The following is a 21,778-nucleotide window of genomic DNA, read 5'->3' on the forward strand; positions in this document are numbered from 1 at the left end:
TGTGGCTTGGTGGGGCTATAGGGGGCAAGGTTACTTGCCTTCAGCTTCGTCTGCGGCCAGTTCGTAGGTCACGGTGCCGCGCAGAATAGTGTGGGTGACGCGTGCGCTGAACTCCTCGCCCTCATAAGGGTTATTCTCAGACTTCGAAGCCAGCTTGGTGGAATCGGAGACCCACTTGTGCTCGGGGTTCACGATGGTGAGGTTGGCGGGCTCGCCCACTGCGATCGGACGGCCGTGGTCCGGCAGCTTGGTGATCTCTGCCGGGCGCTCCGACATCACACGGGCGACGAAGCGCCAGTCTGCGAGACCGGAGGCCACGAAAATCTTGGCGATAATCGCCAGCGAGGACTCAAGGCCCAGCATGCCTGGCTTCGCGTTTTCGAACTCAACGCACTTGTCTTCGGAACCATGCGGTGCGTGGTCGGTTGCCACGACGTCGATGACGCCGTCGAGCAGCGCCTGGCGCAGAACCAAGGTGTCGCGCTCCTCGCGCAGCGGCGGATTCACGCGAAAGACGCCGTCATAGCTCACCAGTTTTTCATCAGTAAGCAGCAGGTGATGCGGGGTAACCTCCGCAGTCAGTGGAATATCCTGGCCCTTTGCCCACTTCAGCAGCTCGACGGTGCCCTCGGTGGATGCATGGCAGATGTGCATGCGATTGCCGTAGTCACGCGCCAGCAGTGCATCGCGGGCGACGATGGACTCTTCCGCCACGCGCGGCCAGCCGCGCAGGCCCAGCTTGGCTGCCGTCTCCCCTTCGTGGGCAGATGCGCCCTCGGTCATGCGGTGGTCTTCCGCGTGCTGCGCGAGCAAGACGTCCAAGCCCTTGGCGTATTCGAGCGCGCGGCGCATCAACTGCGGGTCCTGCACGCACTTGCCATCATCGGAGAACATGCGCACTTTCGCGTCCGAGCGCGCCATCATGCCGAACTCGGTGAGGGTCTTACCCTCCAGACCCTTGGTAATAGAACCCACCGGGTGAACGTCGCACAGGCCGAGCGCCTGTGCCTTAGCCCAAACGGACTCCGCGATAATCGGCTGATCGGTCACCGGGTTGGTGTTGGCCATGGTAAATACGGCGGTAAAGCCGCCCTTGGCAGCAGCGCGGGAACCGGTTTCGATGGTCTCAGTGTCCTCGCGGCCTGGCTCGCGCAGGTGCACGTGCATATCGACCAAGCCCGGCAGCAGCACGTTGCCTTCGGCGTCGATTGCCTCATCGAACTGCGCGCTTGACTCAAGGTCAGCGCCCATATCCGCAATGACACCGTCGGCGATGAGCACCTGCACTGGCTCTCCCTCGCCGTAGGGGCGCACGTTCTTAATCAGCAATCGCTTTTCCGCAGCGGCAGAAAGACGGCCGGTTTCTGGATAGTTAGTCATGGTCTCTTACTCTCTTCCCTTTTCTTGATTCCGGCTGAATTAGATTCCGGCGTGTTCTCCGTTGGTCAACAGCGTGAACAGCACCGCCATGCGGGCGTATACGCCGTTGTTTACCTGCTGCAGAACCGCAGCCTTGTCGTAGTCGGCGACGGCATAGTTGATTTCCATACCGCGCAGCATTGGGCCCGGGTGCATTACGATTGCATCCTTCTTCATGGCTGCGGCGCGCGCCTTGGACAGGCCATAAAGGTTCGCGTACTCGCGGTGCGATGGGAAGAAGCCGCCGTTCATGCGTTCTGCCTGAACGCGCAGCATCATGACGATGTCTGCATCGGCCAGCTCGGAATCAAAGTCATAGGAGACCTTAACCGGCCAGGTATCGACGCCGAATGGGAGAAGAGTAGGCGGAGCCACCAGGGTGACTTCCGCACCGAGGGCGTTAAGAAGGTCAACGTTCGAGCGAACCACGCGGGAGTGCAGGCAGTCACCCACAATCTTGACCTTGAGCCCAGAGAAGTTGCCGCCCTTGATGCCAAGGCGCTGGCGCATAGTCACGGCGTCGAGAAGCGCCTGCGTTGGGTGCTGATGTGCACCATCGCCGGCGTTAATAACGGAAGGGCCATCGCCGTTAGGCGCTACCCAACCCGCCAACTGCTGCGGCGCGCCAGACGATGCATGGCGAATGATGATGGCATCCGCACCGACAGCGCTAAGCGTGAGGCCGGTGTCCCTCAAGGACTCGCCCTTTTTCACTGACGACGTCGAGGTCGACAGGTTGATGACGTCTGCGGACATCCACTTACCCGCCGTCTCAAAAGAGGAGCGGGTACGAGTGGAGTTTTCATAGAACAGTGTAAAGACGGTACGTCCGCGAAGGGTCGGAAGCTTCTTCACTTCCCGGCCTTCAAGCGCTTCGTGGAAACGGTCTGCCTCATCGAGCAGACCAACGATTTCGTCTTTGTTGAGATCAGCGATGGAAAGTAGGTGCTTCATTTTAAGCCTCCGCGGTCTTGCGGGTCAGGACTACCGCGTCCCGGCCATCAATTTCGGCGTTGTAGACGATGACATCTTCGTCGCGTGCCGTTGGAATGTTTTTGCCGACGTAGTCTGCGCGAATCGGCAGCTGGCGATGGCCGCGGTCCACGAGGACTGCGAGCTGAATGATTTCCGGACGGCCAACGTCGGCCAGCGCATCAAGTGCAGCGCGAATGGAGCGACCGGAATATAGGACGTCATCGACCAGGATGACGGTCGCGCCGTTGATACCACCGTTCGGAATTTTGGTGGGCTGCAATGCGCGGTGCGGCTTGTTGTGGAGATCGTCGCGATAGAGCGTGATGTCTAGGGATCCCCATAGGATTTCTACGCCGGAAAATTCCGCAGTTTTTTGTGCAAGACGCTGAGCCAATGGCACGCCACCAGAGGGAATGCCAAGGAGTACGACCCGAGTTGCGTTCTCAGAGTCGAGCGCCGTCTTTTCAATGATCTGGTGCGCGATGCGTGCGACAGTGCGCGCGACGTCATCAGAGCTCAACAGCTCGTTAGACTCCGCGTTGGTGTCAATTCCACTCATCGTGACCTCCTTCCCCGCCTCACAGTGCGGTCTTTAAAGGATGCCGGTAAATGGGAATGAAGTAACTTTGCGCCCACCGTGGGCGGAAAATTGCCTCAAGCGTCCGAGCAACGTGGTTGCTCACATGGACAACGATGATTTTAGCATCAACCTATAGTTCCTCGAAGTCGTTTCATTCAGCTACTACCCCCACAAGTAGCAACGATCTCAATTTCGCCGACCTTTTCACGTATCGCGGCGGTCAGCGCAGCCTACCCAACCCCGCTCGCAGGTGTGAGCCTGCACACTAGTTCCGGTTGAACTGCGGCGCTTCTCGCCCAATTGTTAATGTTTAGGGAATAAAAAGTATTTGGGCTCCCCATGAGTCCGCCGTACTGGCACCTAAATCCGCTGAATTCTTGTCCCGTACAGTCGGTATCAATATCCTGCGCGATCGGCATAGATATAAGGAGAGGAAGACCAAAACCACGTGAGCTTTTCGGCCAAACACGAAGTTCCAGCCCCACGCGAGCAGGTATGGCAATGGCATACCCGTCGCGGCGCACTAGCGCGCCTTACTCCTCCTTTTACTTTCATGACCCCGTTAAAGCAGACAGAATCCTTGGCTGATGGCACCTCGATCCTGGGCCTGCCGGGCGGCCTCAAGTGGGTTGCCCGCCACGACCTTTCACGCTTCCAAACCAACGTCAGCTTCAGCGACGTTTGCCTCAACGCTCCCATGCGCTCCTGGGCCACATGGCGCCATCACCATCTCTTTGCCGATGCCACTACCGGTTCCGATAACGATGCTGGCGCTACCCAAATCACCGACCCCGTCGACACCCGCATTCCGGCATGGGCCGTCAACTCCGTGTTTGCTTACCGCCAACACCAGCTCATCGAGGACTTCCAGTTTTTGAACCGTCTGCGCGACCTTGGCACCCACGCTACGGCACCGGCCGTCGATTCTTCGAACAATGTCCGCCCGTTGGTTTTCGCCATCACTGGCTCCCGTGGCGGTGTGGGACGAAAGCTCACCGCGCAGCTGACCACGGCAGGACACCAGGTTATCCAGCTGGTGCGTAATACCCCGAAGCCCGGCCAGCGCCAATGGCGCCCGAACCTGCCAGCGCCGGATCTCTTGGAGGGCGTCGACGTCCTTATTCATTTGGCCGGCGAACCCATTTTCGGCCGCTTCAACGCCACCCATAAGGCAGACATACGGGATTCTCGCGTGGACCCGACACAGCTGCTCGCTGAGGTTGCCGCCGCAACGCCTGAGCTCAAGGCAATGGTCTGTGCATCGGCAATCGGCATCTACGGCACCGACCGGGGCGATACCGAGCTGACTGAAGAGTCCAGTCGCGGTGACGGCTTCTTGGCTGACGTGGTCAGTGATTGGGAGGGCGCCTGCGAACCTGCCCGGGAGGCCGGAAAGCGTGTGGTCAATGTTCGCACCGGAATCGCCCTCTCCGGCAATTCCGGCTTGCTACCGCTTTTACGGGCGCTGTTTTCTACAGGACTCGGCGGCGCGTTTGGCAAGGGCGAATTCTGGTACAGCTGGGTCGCCATGGATGATCTGACTGATATCTACTTCCGCGCAGCAGTCGATTCGCAACTTGCTGGCCCAGTCAACGCCGCCTCGCCTACCCCGGTCCTTAACAAGGATTTTGTCCATGCGCTCGGTGAGGAGCTCAAGCGCCCAGCGGTCGTGCCCATTCCAACTTTCGGCCCGGCACTGCTCTTGGGCAAGGAGGGCGCAAGCGAGCTCGCTCTGGCTAACCAGAAGGTCATCCCGGCCCGCCTGAAGGAGCTCGGCCACACCTTCCGTTACTCCACAGTCGCAGCTGCGCTTGCACACGAGCTAGGAGGCGAGGAGTTGTGGACTCCCGCCACGCGGGCGGCCAACTAGCAGGCACGCATCCCGGCTCCGGTAGCCTTGATCAAGATTCCGATTTATTCACCATGTAAGCAACGTGAGGATTATTTTCAGTGACTGATCAAGCCGATGGTCAACCAACCATCTTGCCCGATACCCCTATCGAGCCAGTGACGCTCGAGCGCATTGCGGAAATCTTCGACTCTGAGAAGTTGGAGTACCGCATCGAAGAACAGCCAGTTTCTGAAGAAAAGACCGTCAAGATGCTGCGCACTGGTTTCTCGAACGCAGCCATCGCATTCCAGCTGCGCGAGAACGCCATCACCGCCGATTCCGTGTGGCGCGGCACCATTCCGGCATCTGAGGGCCCGAACCTTCTGATGCACATTAACCAGTGGAACCAGAACCACTTTGCGCCGACCTTCCGCTTCTTCGAAGGCCCGGAAAATACCTTGGCGGTCTCCGGCGTGCGCGAGCTGGACACCACCCACGGTGCTTCCCGCAACCAGCTGGGCGCTTTCGTTATGTCCACCTTGGACGCCATCCTGCAGTCTTTCGCTTGGATTGAGCAGCAGTACCCGCAACTCGTCACCTGGGAGGAACACGAAAATGACTAATCAAGCTTATGCTCAGCCGCAGGTCACGCTCGACCGCATCATTAGCGCAATGCAGACCTTCGACATCGAGTTGACCAAGGTCGAAGGCCGCGACGATGCCGCTACCGCTAACTTGAACGGCCTGCCTTGCCTGTTCGCGGTTCTGGATTCCGTCGCCATCGTGCGCTGCGATGTGCCAACCGACGCCGTCTACACCCAGGCCGATGCTGGCCTGTTCCTAGCCGCAAACCAGATCAACTCCGTCGCTTTCGGCGCACGTGCCGTTATCTCCGAGCACGAGAACCTGCTTGTCGTACGTACCGAGCGCGATATCCCCTGCGCCGCTGGCCTGTCCGATGAGCAGCTGACCGCTGCTTTGAAGGTTGCCGTCGACGGCGTCATCGGCGCTCAGGATGCCATGGTTGCCTCCGCCGAGGAGATGGCCAAGCTCGGTTCCGAAACCGCAGCCCAGGCTGGCGAGGCTAGCTCAGCCGGCGAATAGCGCTCCTTTAACCCCGCGAAACACCTCTAGAAAGCGTGCGTTGTGACCAACCAGTCCATCTCTGAAGTCAACATTCACCGGCTCGCAGAGCTCTTCGAGCAGCTCGAGGCCGATTACGTCCTACTCGACAAAATCGAAGACCCCGCCCGGGAGGACGCTGCCGCTGACGGCGATGGCGCAGAAGCTGGCGTCGGCGAAGGCTTGGTGCTGCAGACTGGTTTGCCACACATCACCATCCACTTCGACATCGAGGATGACACCTTAAGTGCCTTCGCGGTGTGGGAAGGTCGCCTCCCGGCAAGCGCGGAAGACAAGGTTGGCGCATTCATTGCGGAATTCAATTGGAACATGTCCGCGCCGACCTTAAGTTATGACTTCCGTCCGAAAGGCACTGGCGCGGGCGCCAAGCAGGAGGAAGAAGAAATTGCCATCTGCGCCAACCGCGCGATGGGCGTAGGCATCGGCCTTAGCTCTAACCAGCTAGGCAGCTTCGTCTTGAGCGCCTTCGATAGCTTCGGCATGGCTTTCGACGCCGTTGCCGAAGCCTTCCCGCAGGCAGCTAAGTGGAACGATAAGGCAGCAAACAAGAAAGGTCGCAGCTAAGAATGTCTACCCCGAACGCATTTCCTTTTGACCTGTTTAGCAAGCCTGATTTTCCTGCAGTAACGCTAAAGCGCGTGCGCGAGCAACTCAGCACCCCGGAGATGAACATGTTTCCGGAGGATAACCCGGACTTTCCGGATTCCTTGAGTGCTCACCTTAATAACTTGAAGTGGGTCATCAGCGCGGCGGAAGATTTGGTGAAGCTGGAGTGCCTCCTGCCCACCACCCTTTCCTACGAGGATGTCTCCCCCGTCTTCCACGTCATCGCCAACGAGCACAACGCTTCTGCTTTCGACGGCCGCGCTCTCGTGGGCCGGAGCGAAGAAGACACCGTGGAACTGCGTGGCGACGCCACCTTCGTCACCACCGCGGGCATGAACGACGAGCAGCTTTTCCACGCGTTGAACCTCGCGGTCATCGCCGCCCAAGACGCGCTTCTTAGCACCCTGGACCGCTTCAACGAGTTCGCTCACGCGGTCCAGGAATCAGAAAGCTAAGGGAGGCTGAGGGGCCTCCGTCCCCGTTTAGAGACTAATCAGGCCACGAATCAAAGCGCTGACTGCGCCCAGGGAAGCCACGGTCAAAGAAAGAATGCGTGCCTTCTCGCGCGGCACGTGGCGCGCAATACGAGTGCCCGTGGCGATGCCGAGGAACATGCCAATGACGCCGGCGGGCCAAATTAGCCACGTCACATCACCGAATCCGCCCGCACCCACGGCCAACTTGGTGCTCACTGAGAATAGACCGCCCACGATGAAACAAGGCTGCAACGTAGCGGCGTAGACCGCCTGCGGCCAGCGCGCCGCCTGCGCATAAACGGTAATAACGGGGCCGGCTACACCAGCTAGCGTGTTTGTGAAACCGCCGAGCACACCCGCTGACAGGGAGGGGCCAAGGCCGTGCATTTCCGGCACGAAGCGCTTGCCAAAGGTCACCACGCCCAGTGCGATGAGCAGGGCCGCGCCCACCAAAACCAGCAAGGCGGCCGAGTCGATATTAGCCACCAGCAAGGCCGCCGGGATTGCGCCCAGCACCATCACCGGCGCAATACGCAAGAACTTGCCCCAGTCCACGTTGGCACGCATCGAATACGTGGTCAGCATCGCGTTGACCACCGCCAGCACGTTGATGACCATGATGCCCTGGACTGGGCCTAGAAGCAGCGTCAAAATAGGTCCGCCGACGAGTCCAAGCCCCATGCCGGAGACTCGTTGCAGGCAAGAGCCCAACGTCACGGTCAGTAGGATCGCGAGTGGGATTGCAATCATTGGGCGTACTTCTCCACCACCGCGCGTCCCACGTGCGCTGGGAACATGCCCGTGACGTCCCCACCAAACTTGGCCACCTGCTTGCACAGCGAGGAGCTGATGTAGCCGTACTTTTCATCGGTGAGCAAGAAGACTGTATCGATGCCGGAAAGGCGACGGTTCATCTGCGCCATCGGCAGCTCGTATTCGTAGTCCAAGGAGGAGCGCAGCCCCTTGACCAGTGTGTCCACACCGTGTTCCGTGGTGTAGTCCACGAGCAGGCCGGACCAATAATCGACCTTGATGTGCTCGTCGAAAGTCGCACGAATAAACTGCACGCGCTCTTCCACGCTAAATAGGCCGGAAGGCTTATCCGGGTTGCCGGTGACCAACACGGTTACTTCGTCGAACATCGCCGCCGCACGGTTGATGATGTCCACGTGGCCCAAGGTAATGGGGTCGAAAGAACCCGGGCATACTGCTTTAGTCGGCATAGGTTTTCCTTTACTCCCCGCTTGCATCCGGACGGTGGTAGATGGCCATATCAAAGCGCGCTATACCAAATGTGCGCTTCTTGAGCTTCTGGCCGGTGGGCTCAAAGCCTTCGGGCCACTGCGGTTCTGGGCTGTCTACGTGACGCTCGATGACGACAATCGCTGCATCATCAAGCACGGGCTCAATGGCGTCCAGCAGGCCCTGTACATCGTTGAAAGCATAAGGTGGGTCTGCCAACACCATGTCAAAGTAACCGCGCGGTGCGGTGGCCAGGTAGGTGGAGGCCTTCATCTCGCGTACGTCCACGCGCGGGGGCTTGACGACGCCCACGTTGTGCTTGATCACCTTCACTGCCGCCGGGTTAGATTCCACCAGAACGACTTCCTCCGCGCCGCGGCTAGCTGCCTCCAGTCCCAAGGCACCAGAGCCGGCAAACAAATCCAGCACGCGGCTATCAGCAAAACCCCAGCGCACATTCAACGAAGAAAAGAGGCCCTCGCGTGCGCGGTCCGCGGTAGGGCGCGTGCCGGACTCTGGCACCTTGATGCTGCGCCCGCGGGCTTCTCCGGCGATAATTCTGGTCATCGTGCCTCCCCAATAATCGCTAGTACGTCACCGCCATAGACTGCGGCAAAGTCTTCAGTACACAACTTATCCACCACTCCACGTCCCGGGACTACGACGGGAGCTTCTAGTTTGGTGGCCTCCACGGTAGCGATGGCATCTCCCGCAGAGACCTCTTGGCCCACGCTCACGTGAAAACGCACAGTGTCGGCAAAAGGTGCGCAAATGTTCATGGGCTCTAGATTAGTTCTTTTCTAGGTATTCCTGCTCGCTCTCGGTCATGTTCCGGGTTAATTCCACCGCCAATTCTGGGTTGCGCTGCACTAAACGGTACGCATCATCGTGCGTGCGCTCAATGATGTCGCGGTCATGGGCCAAGTCCAGCAGGCGCAGCGAGCGCTGGGTTCCCGATTGCAGGGTGCCCAGGATGTCTCCCTCGTGGCGCTGTTGCAGGTCAATCTCCGCCAACTCGAAGCCTGAGGTGGTGTCCGCAATCTGCATGATGCGTTTAAAAGAGCCCGTGTTTTCAGCCGCGGTGGTATGGAACAGGCAGATGGAAGCATTGCCGCCGCGGCCAACGCGGCCCCGCAGCTGATGCAGCTGCGAGACACCAAAGTTCTCGGACTCGCGAATGAGCATCACCGTGGCATTGGGCACGTCAACGCCGACCTCGATGACGGTCGTAGAGACCAACACATCTGTTTCACCCCGCGCAAAGCGCGACATGACCTCATCTTTATCGTTCATGCGACCATGCAGAACGTCGAGTTTAAGGTCACGTAGCGGTCCGGCCTGGAGTTGGGACGCCACCTCGAGTACGCCACCTTCTCCCTCGATGCGCGGGCAGACGATATAGGCCTGGTGGCCAGCCTGCACCTCCTCACGGATGCGCGCTAAAGCACGCTGCACCCAGGCTGGTGCCCATTCCGGAACCACGCTGGACTGGATGGGCTTGCGCCCGCCAGGCAGCTCGCGCAGGGTAGATACCGCCAAGTCACCGAAGACAGTCATGGCGATGGTGCGCGGAATCGGCGTTGCCGTCATGACCAGCATGTGTGGGCTCGTGCCCTCTCGAGTTTTCGAGCGCAGGCTATCGCGCTGCTCCACGCCAAAGCGATGCTGCTCGTCTACTACCACGAGACCTAGGTCGAAGAACTCTACAGAGTCCTGGATAATGGCGTGCGTGCCGATGACGATGTCGGCCTCGCCGGAGACAATGTCCAGCAGTGCCTGGCGCTTTTCCGCAGAGCGCTGGGAACCGGTCAGGACGGCGACCTTGACGCCATCGGGCACGCTCGCGCTAATCGACGCCCCGTGCTGCGCCGCCAGCACCTCAGTCGGTGCGAGCAGTGCCGCCTGTTTGCCTGCATCGACCGCCTGCAACATCGCACACGTAGCCACCATGGTCTTGCCGGAACCAACCTCGCCCTGCAGCAGGCGCATCATGGGCAGTGTGCCGCAGAGGTCTTCGTCGATTTCCGCAATGACCTTACGCTGCCCTGCCGTTAGTTCGAAGGGTAGGTTGCTCAGCAGCCCATCACGGTAGCCGTCCAAGATGGAAGGCATCGCCACGGCGGTACGCGCCTTGAAGTCGCGTTGGCGCAGGGCCATGACGAGGCCAATGGACAAAGCCTCGTTGTACTTCAAACGCTGAATAGCTCTTTCCGGGCCAGCCGCTGTGGGCTCGTGGACTTCACGGATAGCTTGGTCAAGTTCCACCATCATCCGGTAGTCCAGCGGCTCGGGGATCGTCGGAGTATTCTCCAGCACCATGTGGATAGCGCCCATGATGTACCACGAGGTCACCTTGCCGCTGGCGGGATAAATAGGAATCCACTCGCGCTCAAGCAAAGATTCCAGTTGCCCGAACTGCGAGAGGTTACGCAGCGAGCCTGTAGCCGTAACCTTGCCGCCGCTGCTTCCGGAAGGCGCTGCGTCGTAAAGCGCGTTGCTCGCGCTGCCTGCACCGCCTGCATCGATAACCACGAAGTCAGGATGTTGAAGCTGCGGCTGCCCACGGTAGAACTTCAGCTTGCCGCTTAGCATCAAACGCATGCCTTGGCGCAGCACGCGGGTGAGATAATGCGCGTTGAAGAAGGTGGCGGTGATCCCGTTATCCATCGATAACGTGAGCAAGAAGGTCTTGCCGGTGTTCCGCTGCTGCAGACGCACCACCTGGCCGGTGACGGTGACATAATCGCCTTCATTGGCACCGCCCAGGCCTACGTCTTTGTTGTGGCGGATGTAGTCACGCGGATAGTGGCTGAGCAGCTCACCGCAGGTGGTGTACCCAAATGCCTTTTTGATTTTGGTGGCGTCTTTGGCCGGCAAGATTTCTTTCAACTCCCGCTCGTCCCGCCATCCCAGCATGCTTACTCCACTCCGATCTCAGTCTTGATGCCCTCAACATGGATGGCAACGACCTCCACCTCGAGTGCCTCAGACAGGTAATCATCATCCAGCTTAAGGCTGGTGAGGACGGTGACTTGCTCTCCCCCGGCAGCCAACATCTCACGGCTTTTGACCAAGATAGATTCAGCGTCTTCATGCGCAGGTTTATCCACGCGCATGGAACGCGCGGCATCCCGCATAACAGAAACCATGGAATCGGTGTCAGGATTATCCGGCTCATAGACGGAGATTGCCGCCAGGCCTGCAACCAAAGACTCAGTGGGCACCACGCGGGCCTCTCCGGCATCGCCCTCAAAGCCGTTGGGCAGGTAAATATCCTGCGGTTGCGAAACCGTGACTTGTTCGCCTGGGCGTACAATCTTGGCGCCTACGGTTTCAAAAAGTGCTGCGACCGGGCCTGCCGGCGCTACCGCAAAGATGCGCCGGGATGACACTTCCGCTACGGGTTCGTCTGCTTGCTCCGGCAGTACTTCCAAGCGCAGGTTGCTTACCACGCCGGAGCCGAAGGCCATCTCGATTACAGGGCCGGCCTCACGGGTATGAATGTGTACCGAGCCGGAGTTCTCAGTGGCGCGGGCAATGACGAGGCTATTGCCATGCTCACCTATCTTTTCACCAAGTGCGTCCAGGTCCCCTTCGAAGAAGAAGACCACCTCGAGCTCGGCCTCAACCTCGTCTTCGTGTTCGGCCTCGCGCACCGCGCCGCCCTCGATCTCAGCCAGCAAGGCCTCAAGCAGGATGACGAACCCGGTACCGCCAGCATCGACCACACCGGCCTCGCGCAGTACAGCAAGCTGCGAAGGGGTCTTGGACAATGCAGTGCGGGCGGCAGTGATGGTTTCGACCACGATGTCGTGGAATTGCTTGCCAGGCTGCTCAGCAGACGCGGAAGCCGCAGCTGCCGCCGCACGCAAGACCGAAATGACCGTGCCCTCCACCGGACGCGCAATGGCGCGTTCCACCAGCTGCACTGCGAGGCTCAAAGCAGACGCAAAAGTCTGGCCATCTACGCGGGAATCAACCGTGGTATCCGCGATGCCGCGCAGCACCTGGGATAACACCATGCCGGAGTTGCCACGGGCGCCGCGCACGGAACCGATAGCAAGTGCCTCGGCTACGTCGCCTCCCTTTTCCACCTGCTCGAGCGCAGCCTCCATGGTGTGGGCCATGTTGGAGCCGGTATCGGAATCTGGAACCGGGAATACGTTAAGCGCATTGATTTCAGCGCGTCGGTGGGAAAGTTCACCAACAGTTCGGATCGCCCAGTTATGAAGACCACGGGCATCTAACGAACTCGGATATGACATGCCGAATAGTTTACAAGTGCCAGTCGACATCCGGCGCGCCCTGGTCGCGCAAAAGCTCATTAGCGCGCGAAAACGGCCGTGAGCCAAAGAATCCTCGGCGTGCAGAAAGAGGCGAAGGATGCGCCGAAGAGATAGTCGGCACGTCCGGCAAGAACTTCGCGCAGGCCTTGGCGTCATTGCCCCATAAGATGGCCACCATCGGCTGCCGGTTGAGCGCCCGGATTGCAGCCTCCGTGATGGCCTGCCAGCCGAGCTTACGATGCGAGCCCGCCTCACCCGGTGCCACCGTGAGCACGCGATTTAAAAGCATGACTCCCTGGGACTCCCAAGCGCGCAAGTCACCGTCTTCGCGCGGGGCAACGCCTACGTCCTCGCTTAACTCTTTGTAGATGTTGTGCAAGGAACGCGGCGGTTTAACCCCAGGTGCCGTGGCAAAGGACCGACCTACCGCATGTCCTGGCGTGGGATAAGGGTCCTGCCCCACGATGAGCACGCGCACTTCGGGCAAAGGCACGCGAAAGGCAGCAAAGACATTTTCGGCCGCTGGCAGGAATCCATCTTCCGGCAGCTGCTGCAATTGCTGCTCGATGGCAGGCAGGTGCTCTTCTAGTACCGGCGCCAAGACCGGCAACCACGAGCTATCGATTACCGAGGTATCAAAAAGTTGCGAGTACGGCGCAGTCATCATTTCCTCCCCTGAAAATTCCTCGCTGCTTTAAAAGCTCTGCCAGCCAGCGTCATACCTCGGCTTCTTACCATCCACGGTCAGCCCAGTGCCGCGGTTGACGGTGCCGATGACGCGGAACCCCGATGGCGCTTCCTTGTTGGTGGTAGCCACCAAGGTATGGTCCTCGCCGCCTGTGAGCACCCATTCCCATGGGTCAACGCCCAAGACCACACCGGCTTCAGTGAGCAAAGCGTCAGGAGCAATGGCGGTGGAGTGCAAGTCGATGTGCACGTTGGAGCGCTTTGCAACACCCGCGATATCTGGCACGAGGCCATCCGAGTTATCCGTCATGGCGGTAGCCCCCGTGGCGCGGGCGATTACGCCGCGGCCCGGTTTGAGCGAAGGATTGCAGTGGGCGTCGATAAGCGGCCATAGCTCCGAGAGCTCGGGCGGTAGGTCGCGCCCATATTCCTGCAGCAATGCGAGACCCGCCGCAGAGTAACCAATCTTGCCGTGGCTGACCAGCTTCTGCCCCGCTCGTGCCCCATCCAGAGTCAATGGGGGTTGGCTTCCGCCCAACGTGCCAATTGCGGTAACGGTGATAACCAGCTGTGAACCGCGCGTGAGGTCACCGCCAACCAGCTCTGCGTTATAAAGGGCGCAACGCTGGGCGATGCCTTCCGCAATACCGCGCACGAAGGACACGTGGGTCTCCGTAGGCGCCGCAATCGCGAGCAACGCTGCAGTGGGACGCGCGCCCATCGCCTCGATATCGGCAAAGTTGCGCAGAATCGCTTTCTGGCCCACCTCCATCGGAGTGGACCAGTCACGGCGGAAATGCCTGCCCTCCACCATCATGTCGGTGCAAGCCACCGTGCGTGAGTTCGGCGGATCCGGGAACATGACGGCGGCGTCATCGCCGTTTAGCGCGCTGGGCGCCGCGGCTACGATTTCACCGATGACATGTTGCTCGCCTGCTTGCCCGAGGGTATGCGACAAATGCACGATGGCCTTTCTCAACGGGAGGTTAATGCTGACATTGCTTTACGCGTTAGGATGAACGCTTATGACCAACCAATTTAACCGCCCCGCCGTATTTATCTCACTTGGACTATCCATTGCGATGGTATTCGCGGTTATTTTTGGCGCGAAGTTCTACTTCGAAAACACGGCCAAAGCACCAGTTGCGCTGTCCCCCATTCAATCAGACGACGCTAACTCCGCGGAGTGTAAGTCCGTCGTCGCGGCAGCGCCCGAGGAGTTCATGGGCCAGCCCCGAGCCGAAATCGCCGAGCCGGTTCCGGCAGGCGCCGCTGCGTGGGCAAAACTTTCCTCCGAGTCGGTCAGCTTGCGCTGCGGCGCCAACCTGCCTTATCAGTACACCGCCTACTCCCAGACCGAGGACATCGACGGCGATGCTTGGCTCAAGGTCAAAGACATGACCCCAGGCTCCAACCTCACCACGTGGTACAACACCGATCGCAGCCCCGTGGTAGCGGTAACCACCTTCAACGACGAGCGTCCCACCGGTTTGGATAAGACGCTCGAGCCGCTGCGCAAGAAGCACCACGAGCCCCGCCCGGCACCGCTTTCGCAGCTTGCCGACGGCCCGGACAAGATGTGTGCCCCTTTGGAAAAGGCACTACCGGAGCACATCGCGGATGGCTACACCCGCCGCAGCGACATCGAGGACAAAAACACCTACGTCTGGAGCGCGGAAGGCCGAGAAGACATCGTGGTGCGCTGCGGCGTCGGCGAACCCGAAAACTACAAACCGGGCGTACAGCTCCAGCAAGTAAACGATGTGCCTTGGTTCGAAGACACCACCTTGGCCGAGGGAACTACCGGCGGAACCTGGTTCGCCCTGGGCCGTGCGAACGACTTAGCCTTGTTCGCACCCCAGGACGTTGCCAACTCTGCGCTGGTGCGCATGAGCGACACTTTGGCCAAGCACACCCCTGGCCAATAGCGAGGATTATTTCGCGCGGGCGAGAGCGCTATCTACCAAGGCGTCGAGAAGCGCTGCGTAATCGACGCCGGTGGCGGCAAATACCTGTGGATACATGGAGATCGGGGTAAAGCCCGGGAAGGTGTTGATCTCGTTGATGTAGAAAGCATCTTCGGTGATGAAAACGTCCACGCGGCTAATGCCCTCGCAGCCCAGTGCGCGGAAAGCTGCGATGGCGGTCTCTCGCAAAGTCTTGGTTAGGTCTTCTGCAAGCGGGGCCGGAATCTGTGCACTCACGCCCTCATCGATGTACTTGGCATCGAAGCCATAGAAGCCTTCGTCGGCCTCCTCGATGCCATTGAGCTGTGCTGGAACCGAGGCAATGATGGAGCCATCCGCATACTCCAGTACACCGATTTCTACCTCAGCACCCACGATCTCGGGCTCGACGAGCACCTTGCCATCGCTTTCGAAGGCCACCTCGGCTGCGTGCGGGAAATCCGCCCAATCCCTGACCTTGGAAACGCCGATGGAAGAACCACCACGTGCAGGTTTTACAAAGACCGGCAAACCCAGTTCCTGCTTTTCTTCCTCGGTCAACGCGGTGCGCTCCTTGAGCACCACCTCGGGCGCTACCGGCAGGCCCTCTGCCTTGAGCAGCTTTTTGGTAAATTCCTTGTCCATTCCGGCCGAAGAAGCCAGAACTCCGGTGCCCACATAAGGAATATCGGAAAGCTCAAACAGCCCCTGGACAGTGCCGTCTTCGCCATATGGTCCGTGCAGAACCGGGATGATGACATCGACTTCCGCATAGTGGTTGTGCTGAGTGACGTTGTGGAAACGGCCCTTGGTGGCTGGGTTTAGGGACAACGCCAATTCATCGCCCAAGGTCACCTCTGGCATAACGCCATCGATGATTTCTAGGCCTTCGGTGGTTCCCGGCGTCCACTGGCCTTCCTTAGTAATTCCGATAGGCACCACCTCGTACTTCGCAGGGTCAAGGTGATTCATGATCGCGCCTGCGGAAATACAAGAGACAGAATGCTCGGAACTACGACCGCCATATACAACGGCTACACGGATCTTTTCGCTCATAACGGCAAACTTTACCCTCGCACTATTCCGACTTCTTTGAACGCCCCATCAACGCGACGATCATGTCTTCGACGTCGACGCCGCGGTGGCAAACTCCGTAGACCGCTTGGGTAATAGGCATCTCGACGCCCACCTGCTGAGCCAGCCGGAAAATCGAATCCGAGGAGATAACGCCTTCTGCCACTTGGCCATTCGTCGCAGCCTTGGCTTCTTCCAACGTGCCGCCCTGGCCCAAGCGGTAGCCAAAGGTGCGGTTACGCGAGAGGGTCGAGCTACAGGTGGCCACGAGGTCACCCATGCCAGCAAGTCCAGAGAAAGTAAACGGGTCAGCACCCAAAGCCACGCCGAGGCGAGTGATCTCCGCAAGACCGCGGGTGATGATCGTGGCCAGAGTGTTATTGCCCAAGCCACGACCAGAGGCCATGCCGCAGGCGAGGGCGATGACGTTCTTGCAGGCACCACCAATCTCGGCACCAATGACATCGGTGTTGGTATATGGGCGCAGATACGGTGCGGCCGCTGCATGCTGGACAGCCTTCGCGCGCTCCTCGTCGGTGCACGCGATGACGGTGGCCGCCGGCTGCTCCTCCGCTACCTCTTTAGCCAGGTTCGGGCCGGAAAGTACTGCGATGCGCGATTCATCGACACCAGTTGCATCAGCGATGACCTCGCTCATGCGCTTTAGAGTTGCTGCCTCCACGCCTTTCGAGATGGACACCAAGGTGGAATCAGCAGGCAGCAAGGGCGCCCACTTTTCCAAGTTGCTGCGCAAGGTCTGCGAGGGCACACCGAAAATCACGATGGCGGAACCGTCGAGCGCCGCTGCGGCATCCGACGTCGCAATAAGGCCCGAGGGCAGCTCGAGGCCCGGCAAGTAATCAGGGTTAATATGCGTCGTATTAATAGCCTCAGCCAGCTCGGGGCGGCGCGCCCACAAGTGGACCTCGCTTCCCGCATCAGCGAAGACTTTCGCCAAGGTGGTTCCCCAAGAACCCGCGCCCATTACTGCAACCTTTTGCATTAGCTCTCCCCTTTGCGTATCTCGTGCAACATACCTAGATTAGCCCAACCGACCCGCACAAAAGACAAGCTTTTTCAGCTTGCGGGCCAACTGGGGGTAAGTGAAATAATATTCAGCTAACCGAACGCGAAGAACCGGCGCGTGCGGATGCAAAGCGCGCCCAAAGAGCGCAAGATAGTTAAAAATAAGCTGCGCAGCCATCTGTTAAGGAGCGAAATGCCCAAGGCAAAAAACATGCATGAGACAGACAAAGACGCAAAGTCTGAGGTCTTCATCTCGGGCCGTCATCAGGAAATTCCTACCGATCCCGCCAAAGAATTCAAGCGCACGACCTTGGCAGCCGGCGCCGTGCTGTGGCGTGGCAATCCGCAGGATCCCGAGGTAGCGGTAATCCACCGCCCCCACTACGACGATTGGTCTTTGCCTAAGGGCAAGGTCGATCCAGGTGAGTCCCTACCCACCACGGCGGCGCGCGAGATCCTTGAAGAGACTGGCTATGACGTCAAGCTTGGCAAGCTCATCGGCAAGGTCACCTATCCAGTCCAAGGCCGCACGAAGGTGGTCTACTACTGGTTGGCCCAGTATCTTAAAGGCAGCTTCGGAGACAATAGCGAAACCGATGAGCTGCGCTGGCTGCCCATCGATGAGGCCTGCGAGCTGCTTACCTATGACGTCGATACTGACGTTTTAACTAAGGCCAAGAAGCGCCTGCGCTTGGCTCCCACCACCCGCGTCCTCTATGTGCGCCATGCACGCGCCCATCAGCGTCGTAACTGGGAGGGTGACGATAATCTGCGCCCGTTGGATAAAAAGGGGCGTCGCCAAGCAGAAATGCTCGTTCCGATGCTTTCGCCCTACCACCCCACCGCCATTTACTCGGCGAGCCCACAGCGCTGCCAGCAAACCGCAGCGCCGCTTGCCGACGAACTCGGGCTCGACATTGCTGTCAACAAGGACTTCGGGGACGAGGGCTGGCAAAAGTCCCCCGCAGCTGCCGAGCAAGCCTTCCAACGGGTGGTGGCGAAGGGCGGCGTGCCGGTCATCGTCAGCCAAGGTGAAACCATCCCCGGCATTCTCGAAAGCCTAAAGCCACAGTTCCTCAAGACCGACTTCGAAGACCTTCGCTTCAAGAAGGGCTCGGTGTGGGTGCTCTCCTTCAACAACGGCGTGCTCACCGGCGCTGACTACCTCGCTAGCGCGCTGCCAGTTCGCTAGCAAAACGTATTGAACTCGGATCCTATTTTAGGAATCCGAGTTCTTTAGGTTTTCGCCGTTTTATACCCAACGGTGAACCGGGCGGCCAGTGGCTTGCCTGTAGAAAATCATCATCATGAATGCCTGGATGCCGAGGGCGAACGAGAGCCCGACGATTGGAATGCAGGCCAAGAGGCTAACGAGCAATCCGCCCACAATGAGGCACAGGAGAGACTGGCCAACGTTATTCTTGGTCAGATTGAAGGAGGTGCGGAAAGTTTCGCCGAGACTCATCTCTGGGTTATCCGCCTTGATATATGGAACGAAGGAGAGGAAGAAGCTGGCAAGCAAACCCGGAATGATAAGCAGGATAAGGCCCACATACACGATGATTTGGACCACGATGTAGTGACCCATTAAGCCAAAGGTATTTCCGCTTTTAAAGAAGTCTCCAAAGCTCGCGCGTTGGCCGTCCGTCTCTTTCGCGGCGGCTCTGTAGACGTTTGCTGTCATCCAAAAGCAATAGAACAACATGAAGACTACGCAGAAAACGCCCCCAATCGGTGCCAAAATATTTCCAGCTTCGGAAGGATCGGAAGTGCTCGGTGCTAGCCCCGCGACGATTGCTACTATTACCCCCGCGAGCAGAAACATGATGACAAAGTGCGCAAGCGGTGCCAAAATCCACGGTCCAGGATTGCGGAAGAAGCCCTTAAACCCCTGTCCGATGGCGTCGCCGGCATCTAACCTTGGCGGCGGCCCCTGCAACTGACCAGTCATCTGGTTGCCATTAGGGGCGTTGCCAGCACCGGCATAACCCGCGCCGCCCTGTGCGCCGTACTCGCCATATGGAGGCAGGCCCGGATTAGGCTGTCCGCCCTGAACAGGTTGGCCAGACTGCCCGAAGGGATTGTTCGGGTCGTTCTGGTTAGCGTTCGGGTAGTTACCGTTAGCGTTAAAACCGTTATTGTTTCCAAATTCTTGAGTCACGACTCACAGACTATTCTGACGCGTGCAAGGTTTCTAGAGAAAATCAGTCCTGTTACCGATTGTTAACGCAACAGGGGTAAGTGACTGGCAATTATCAAAAAGAAGCAACAGAAGGTTTAAAAGTTGGACGCCGGTCTTCGTAGTCTGTGATCGCGTCTTCGTTGCGCAGCGTCAGCCCTACGTCATCGAGTCCCTCCATGAGGCGCCAGCGCGTGTAGTCATCAATCTCGAAGGAATACTGATTGCCGCCAACGCTTAAGCGTCGCGCCGCCAGGTCCACCGTCACCGAAGTCTCGTTTTGTTCCAGCTGCTTCCATATCAGCTCAATGTCTTCCTGCGCCATGATGCCAGTGAGCAGCCCCGCCTTGCCGGAGTTGCCGCGGAAGATATCCGCAAAGCGCGAGGAAAATACTGCCTTGAAACCGAATTCCCGCAGCGCCCACACCGCATGCTCACGCGATGAACCGGTACCGAAGTCGGGGCCTGCGAAAAGCACCGAGCCGTTGCAGAAAGGCTCACGGTTAAGCACGAAGTTTTCATCCGCGCGCCAATTTGAAAAAAGTCCCTCGGCAAAGCCCGTGCGCTTGACGGACTTTAGGTAGCGGGCCGGAATAATTTGATCAGTATCGACATTGGAAGCGCGCAGCGGCACGCCGATGCCGATATGGGTAGAAAATTTCTCCATGGTGGTTGCCTTCTTTGCTTAATAGGGTTTGATGTTGGTACCGAATCTAGAAACGGGTGGATTGGCCTAGCTAAGGTCTGCTGGGCTGGCCAGATGCCCTAAGACCGCAGTCGCCGCGGCCACGGCGGGAGAAACCAGGTGAGTTCGCCCGCCTGGGCCCTGCCGGCCTTCGAAGTTGCGATTTGAGGTCGAAGCTGAACGCTCCCCCGGCTTTAGCTGATCCGGATTCATGCCCAGGCACATGGAGCAGCCCGCCGTACGCCACTGCGCGCCAAAGTCCTTGAAAATCGTGTCGAGGCCTTCTTTTTCAGCTTGGGCCTTGACCAAGGTAGAGGAAGGCACCACGAGCATGTTTGTCTCGGGATGGATGCGTTTTCCTTTAACCACCGCGGCGGCCGCGCGCAAATCCTCGATTCGCGCATTCGTGCACGAGCCCAAGAAGACGGTATCGATCTTGATGTCTCGCAGCGGCGTGCCGGGCTCAAGATCCATATAGGCCAGAGCCTTTTGCGCTGCGGCCTTAAGGTTCTCATCACCAATATCCTCTGGGTCTGGCACATTTGCGCTCAATGGCAAGCCTTGGCCCGGGTTGGTGCCCCAGGTGACAAATGGGGACAGCTCGGAAGCATCGATTTCCACGACCGCATCAAAATGCGCGCCCTCATCGGTAGGAAGGGTCTTCCAATAGGCCACGGCGGCTTCCCAGTCCTTGCCCTTTGGGGCAAACTCGCAGTCACGCACATACTCAAAAGTGGTCTCGTCCGGAGCGACCATTCCCGCACGCGCGCCCGCCTCGATAGACATATTGCAGATGGTCATCCGCGCTTCCATCGACATGTTGCGAATCGCCTCGCCGCGATACTCAATGATGTAGCCTTGGCCGCCGCCGGTACCAATCTTGGCAATGATGGCCAAAATCAGGTCCTTCGCGCTCACGCCTTCCGGCAGGTCGCCGTTTACCTCTACAGCCATGGTTTTGAATGGCTTTAAAGAAAGCGTCTGCGTTGCCATAACGTGCTCAACCTCGGAGGTACCGATGCCCATGGCGATGGATCCAAAAGCACCGTGCGTCGAGGTATGCGAGTCGCCACAGACGATGGTCATACCCGGCTGCGTAATTCCAAGTTGCGGGCCCACGGTGTGGACGATTCCCTGCTGCTCCTCGCCCATCGAATGCAGCCGCACCCCAAACTCTTCGCAATTTTCTCGGAGGGTCTTGACCTGTGTACGTGAGACCTCGTCCTTAATCTCCAGCAGATTTCCCGTGGCAATCCTGCGGGTTGGAACGTTATGGTCCTCCGTTGCCAGGTGCAGCTCTGGGTGGCGAAGAGGACGGCCAGACAAACGCAGCCCATCGAAGGCCTGCGGGCTGGTAACTTCATGGAGGAGTTGAAAGTCGATATAGATGAGATCTGGTGCGCCATCGCTTCCCTTTTGGACTGCGTGATCACGCCAGACTTTCTCAGCCAAAGTCAGTTTTTCCGACATATTCACCACTCCGCTTGAAATCTCATGAATTGGAACGTAAATTTCATTATATGGGAGAATATAGCGAAATATCCGGAATCAAGGTTTTAGATCGCGCCGTCGCCATCATGATGGCAGCCGCCAACCGTCCGTCCAACCTCAACGAGCTCTGTG

At 58.9% G+C, this 21,778-nt stretch carries 23 protein-coding genes and 1 pseudogene; 8 read left to right on the top strand and 16 right to left on the bottom strand.

Annotated elements, in window-relative coordinates:
- Positions 1-30: 30 nt before the first annotated feature.
- From HMPREF2724_RS07510 to pyrR, 3 genes are read right to left on the bottom strand one after another with little or no spacing between them, the layout of a single operon-like run.
- A complete protein-coding gene (locus HMPREF2724_RS07510) occupies positions 31-1,380 on the bottom strand; it encodes a dihydroorotase (protein ID WP_070455611.1) in 1,350 nt (449 codons plus the stop codon).
- Between the two features lie 39 nt (positions 1,381-1,419).
- Positions 1,420-2,373 carry an aspartate carbamoyltransferase catalytic subunit gene (locus HMPREF2724_RS07515; protein WP_070455610.1) on the bottom strand — a complete coding sequence of 318 codons (954 nt, stop codon included), beginning with the start codon at positions 2,371-2,373 and terminating at the stop codon, positions 1,420-1,422.
- A gap of 1 nt (position 2,374) precedes the next feature.
- Complete coding sequence (gene pyrR, locus HMPREF2724_RS07520) at positions 2,375-2,953, bottom strand: bifunctional pyr operon transcriptional regulator/uracil phosphoribosyltransferase PyrR (protein ID WP_070588059.1); 579 nt, start codon at positions 2,951-2,953, stop codon at positions 2,375-2,377.
- Positions 2,954-3,422: 469 nt separating this feature from the next.
- Between pyrR and HMPREF2724_RS07525 the strand changes: the two genes are divergently transcribed.
- The 5 genes from HMPREF2724_RS07525 (at position 3,423) to HMPREF2724_RS07545 (ending at position 7,009) form a co-directional block, all read left to right on the top strand.
- Positions 3,423-4,844, top strand: a complete 1,422-nt coding sequence (locus tag HMPREF2724_RS07525; RefSeq protein WP_070588060.1) for a TIGR01777 family oxidoreductase — start codon at positions 3,423-3,425, stop codon at positions 4,842-4,844.
- A gap of 80 nt (positions 4,845-4,924) precedes the next feature.
- Positions 4,925-5,428, top strand: coding sequence for a YbjN domain-containing protein (locus HMPREF2724_RS07530; RefSeq protein WP_061922251.1), 504 nt, complete (start codon positions 4,925-4,927; stop codon positions 5,426-5,428).
- On the top strand, positions 5,421-5,909 hold the full coding sequence (locus HMPREF2724_RS07535; protein ID WP_062040960.1) for a YbjN domain-containing protein: 489 nt from the start codon (positions 5,421-5,423) through the stop codon (positions 5,907-5,909). The genes HMPREF2724_RS07530 and HMPREF2724_RS07535 overlap by 8 nt, the downstream gene beginning before the upstream one ends.
- 42 nt (positions 5,910-5,951) lie before the next feature.
- Complete coding sequence (locus HMPREF2724_RS07540) at positions 5,952-6,512, top strand: hypothetical protein (RefSeq protein ID WP_070588062.1); 561 nt, start codon at positions 5,952-5,954, stop codon at positions 6,510-6,512.
- A 2-nt stretch (positions 6,513-6,514) separates the two neighbouring features.
- Positions 6,515-7,009: a hypothetical protein gene (locus HMPREF2724_RS07545; protein WP_062040965.1), complete on the top strand. Its 495-nt coding sequence runs from the start codon at positions 6,515-6,517 to the stop codon at positions 7,007-7,009.
- Positions 7,010-7,036: 27 nt separating this feature from the next.
- On the opposite strand, the gene HMPREF2724_RS07550 is transcribed toward HMPREF2724_RS07545, so the two are convergent.
- Genes HMPREF2724_RS07550 through HMPREF2724_RS07585 form a run of 8 tightly spaced genes read right to left on the bottom strand, consistent with a single transcriptional unit; the run spans position 7,037 to position 14,209 of the window.
- Complete coding sequence (locus HMPREF2724_RS07550) at positions 7,037-7,780, bottom strand: sulfite exporter TauE/SafE family protein (RefSeq protein ID WP_062035154.1); 744 nt, start codon at positions 7,778-7,780, stop codon at positions 7,037-7,039.
- A complete protein-coding gene (gene coaD / locus HMPREF2724_RS07555) occupies positions 7,777-8,253 on the bottom strand; it encodes a pantetheine-phosphate adenylyltransferase (protein WP_061922236.1) in 477 nt (158 codons plus the stop codon). Before coaD ends, HMPREF2724_RS07550 begins: the two co-directional genes overlap by 4 nt.
- A gap of 10 nt (positions 8,254-8,263) precedes the next feature.
- Positions 8,264-8,839 carry a 16S rRNA (guanine(966)-N(2))-methyltransferase RsmD gene (gene rsmD, locus HMPREF2724_RS07560; protein ID WP_070588064.1) on the bottom strand — a complete coding sequence of 192 codons (576 nt, stop codon included), beginning with the start codon at positions 8,837-8,839 and terminating at the stop codon, positions 8,264-8,266.
- Positions 8,836-9,051 (bottom strand): biotin/lipoyl-containing protein, encoded by a 216-nt coding sequence (locus tag HMPREF2724_RS07565; RefSeq protein WP_070588066.1) that lies wholly within the window; start codon positions 9,049-9,051, stop codon positions 8,836-8,838. The genes rsmD and HMPREF2724_RS07565 overlap by 4 nt, the downstream gene beginning before the upstream one ends.
- Before the next feature lie 10 nt (positions 9,052-9,061).
- Positions 9,062-11,188, bottom strand: a complete 2,127-nt coding sequence (locus HMPREF2724_RS07570; protein ID WP_070588068.1) for an ATP-dependent DNA helicase RecG — start codon at positions 11,186-11,188, stop codon at positions 9,062-9,064.
- 2 nt (positions 11,189-11,190) lie between these two features.
- The gene (locus HMPREF2724_RS07575) at positions 11,191-12,537 is read right to left on the bottom strand and encodes a DAK2 domain-containing protein (protein ID WP_070588071.1); all 1,347 of its coding nucleotides are present in this window, start codon (positions 12,535-12,537) and stop codon (positions 11,191-11,193) included.
- Positions 12,538-12,547: 10 nt separating this feature from the next.
- Positions 12,548-13,225, bottom strand: a complete 678-nt coding sequence (locus tag HMPREF2724_RS07580; protein ID WP_235591037.1) for a uracil-DNA glycosylase — start codon at positions 13,223-13,225, stop codon at positions 12,548-12,550.
- Between the two features lie 27 nt (positions 13,226-13,252).
- A complete protein-coding gene (locus tag HMPREF2724_RS07585) occupies positions 13,253-14,209 on the bottom strand; it encodes a thiamine-phosphate kinase (RefSeq protein ID WP_235597052.1) in 957 nt (318 codons plus the stop codon).
- 61 nt (positions 14,210-14,270) lie between these two features.
- On the opposite strand from HMPREF2724_RS07585, the gene HMPREF2724_RS07590 reads away from it, so the two are divergent.
- Positions 14,271-15,173: a DUF3515 domain-containing protein gene (locus HMPREF2724_RS07590; protein WP_070588073.1), complete on the top strand. Its 903-nt coding sequence runs from the start codon at positions 14,271-14,273 to the stop codon at positions 15,171-15,173.
- Positions 15,174-15,179: 6 nt separating this feature from the next.
- Here HMPREF2724_RS07590 and HMPREF2724_RS07595 read toward each other — a convergent pair whose 3' ends face one another.
- A complete protein-coding gene (locus HMPREF2724_RS07595; RefSeq protein ID WP_070588075.1) occupies positions 15,180-16,247 on the bottom strand; it encodes a D-alanine--D-alanine ligase family protein in 1,068 nt (355 codons plus the stop codon).
- Between the two features lie 22 nt (positions 16,248-16,269).
- Complete coding sequence (locus HMPREF2724_RS07600) at positions 16,270-17,268, bottom strand: NAD(P)H-dependent glycerol-3-phosphate dehydrogenase (protein WP_062035168.1); 999 nt, start codon at positions 17,266-17,268, stop codon at positions 16,270-16,272.
- Positions 17,269-17,484: 216 nt separating this feature from the next.
- On the opposite strand from HMPREF2724_RS07600, the gene HMPREF2724_RS07605 reads away from it, so the two are divergent.
- Positions 17,485-18,483 (top strand): bifunctional NUDIX hydrolase/histidine phosphatase family protein, encoded by a 999-nt coding sequence (locus tag HMPREF2724_RS07605; RefSeq protein WP_061922209.1) that lies wholly within the window; start codon positions 17,485-17,487, stop codon positions 18,481-18,483.
- A 60-nt stretch (positions 18,484-18,543) separates the two neighbouring features.
- Here the strand turns inward: HMPREF2724_RS07605 and HMPREF2724_RS07610 are convergent, their stop codons facing one another.
- The 3 genes from HMPREF2724_RS07610 to leuC form a co-directional block, all read right to left on the bottom strand.
- On the bottom strand, positions 18,544-19,452 hold the full coding sequence (locus HMPREF2724_RS07610) for a hypothetical protein (RefSeq protein ID WP_070588076.1): 909 nt from the start codon (positions 19,450-19,452) through the stop codon (positions 18,544-18,546).
- 94 nt (positions 19,453-19,546) lie between these two features.
- Positions 19,547-20,137 (bottom strand): 3-isopropylmalate dehydratase small subunit, encoded by a 591-nt coding sequence (gene leuD / locus HMPREF2724_RS07615; RefSeq protein ID WP_070588077.1) that lies wholly within the window; start codon positions 20,135-20,137, stop codon positions 19,547-19,549.
- Positions 20,138-20,203: 66 nt separating this feature from the next.
- Positions 20,204-21,625, bottom strand: coding sequence for a 3-isopropylmalate dehydratase large subunit (gene leuC / locus HMPREF2724_RS07620; RefSeq protein ID WP_070588078.1), 1,422 nt, complete (start codon positions 21,623-21,625; stop codon positions 20,204-20,206).
- A 50-nt stretch (positions 21,626-21,675) separates the two neighbouring features.
- Between leuC and HMPREF2724_RS13225 the strand changes: the two are divergent.
- Positions 21,676-21,778: pseudogene (locus tag HMPREF2724_RS13225) on the top strand (IclR family transcriptional regulator); the annotation flags it as partial.

This window comes from Corynebacterium sp. HMSC071F07, from assembly GCF_001810285.1.
Taxonomy (GTDB): domain Bacteria; phylum Actinomycetota; class Actinomycetes; order Mycobacteriales; family Mycobacteriaceae; genus Corynebacterium; species Corynebacterium simulans.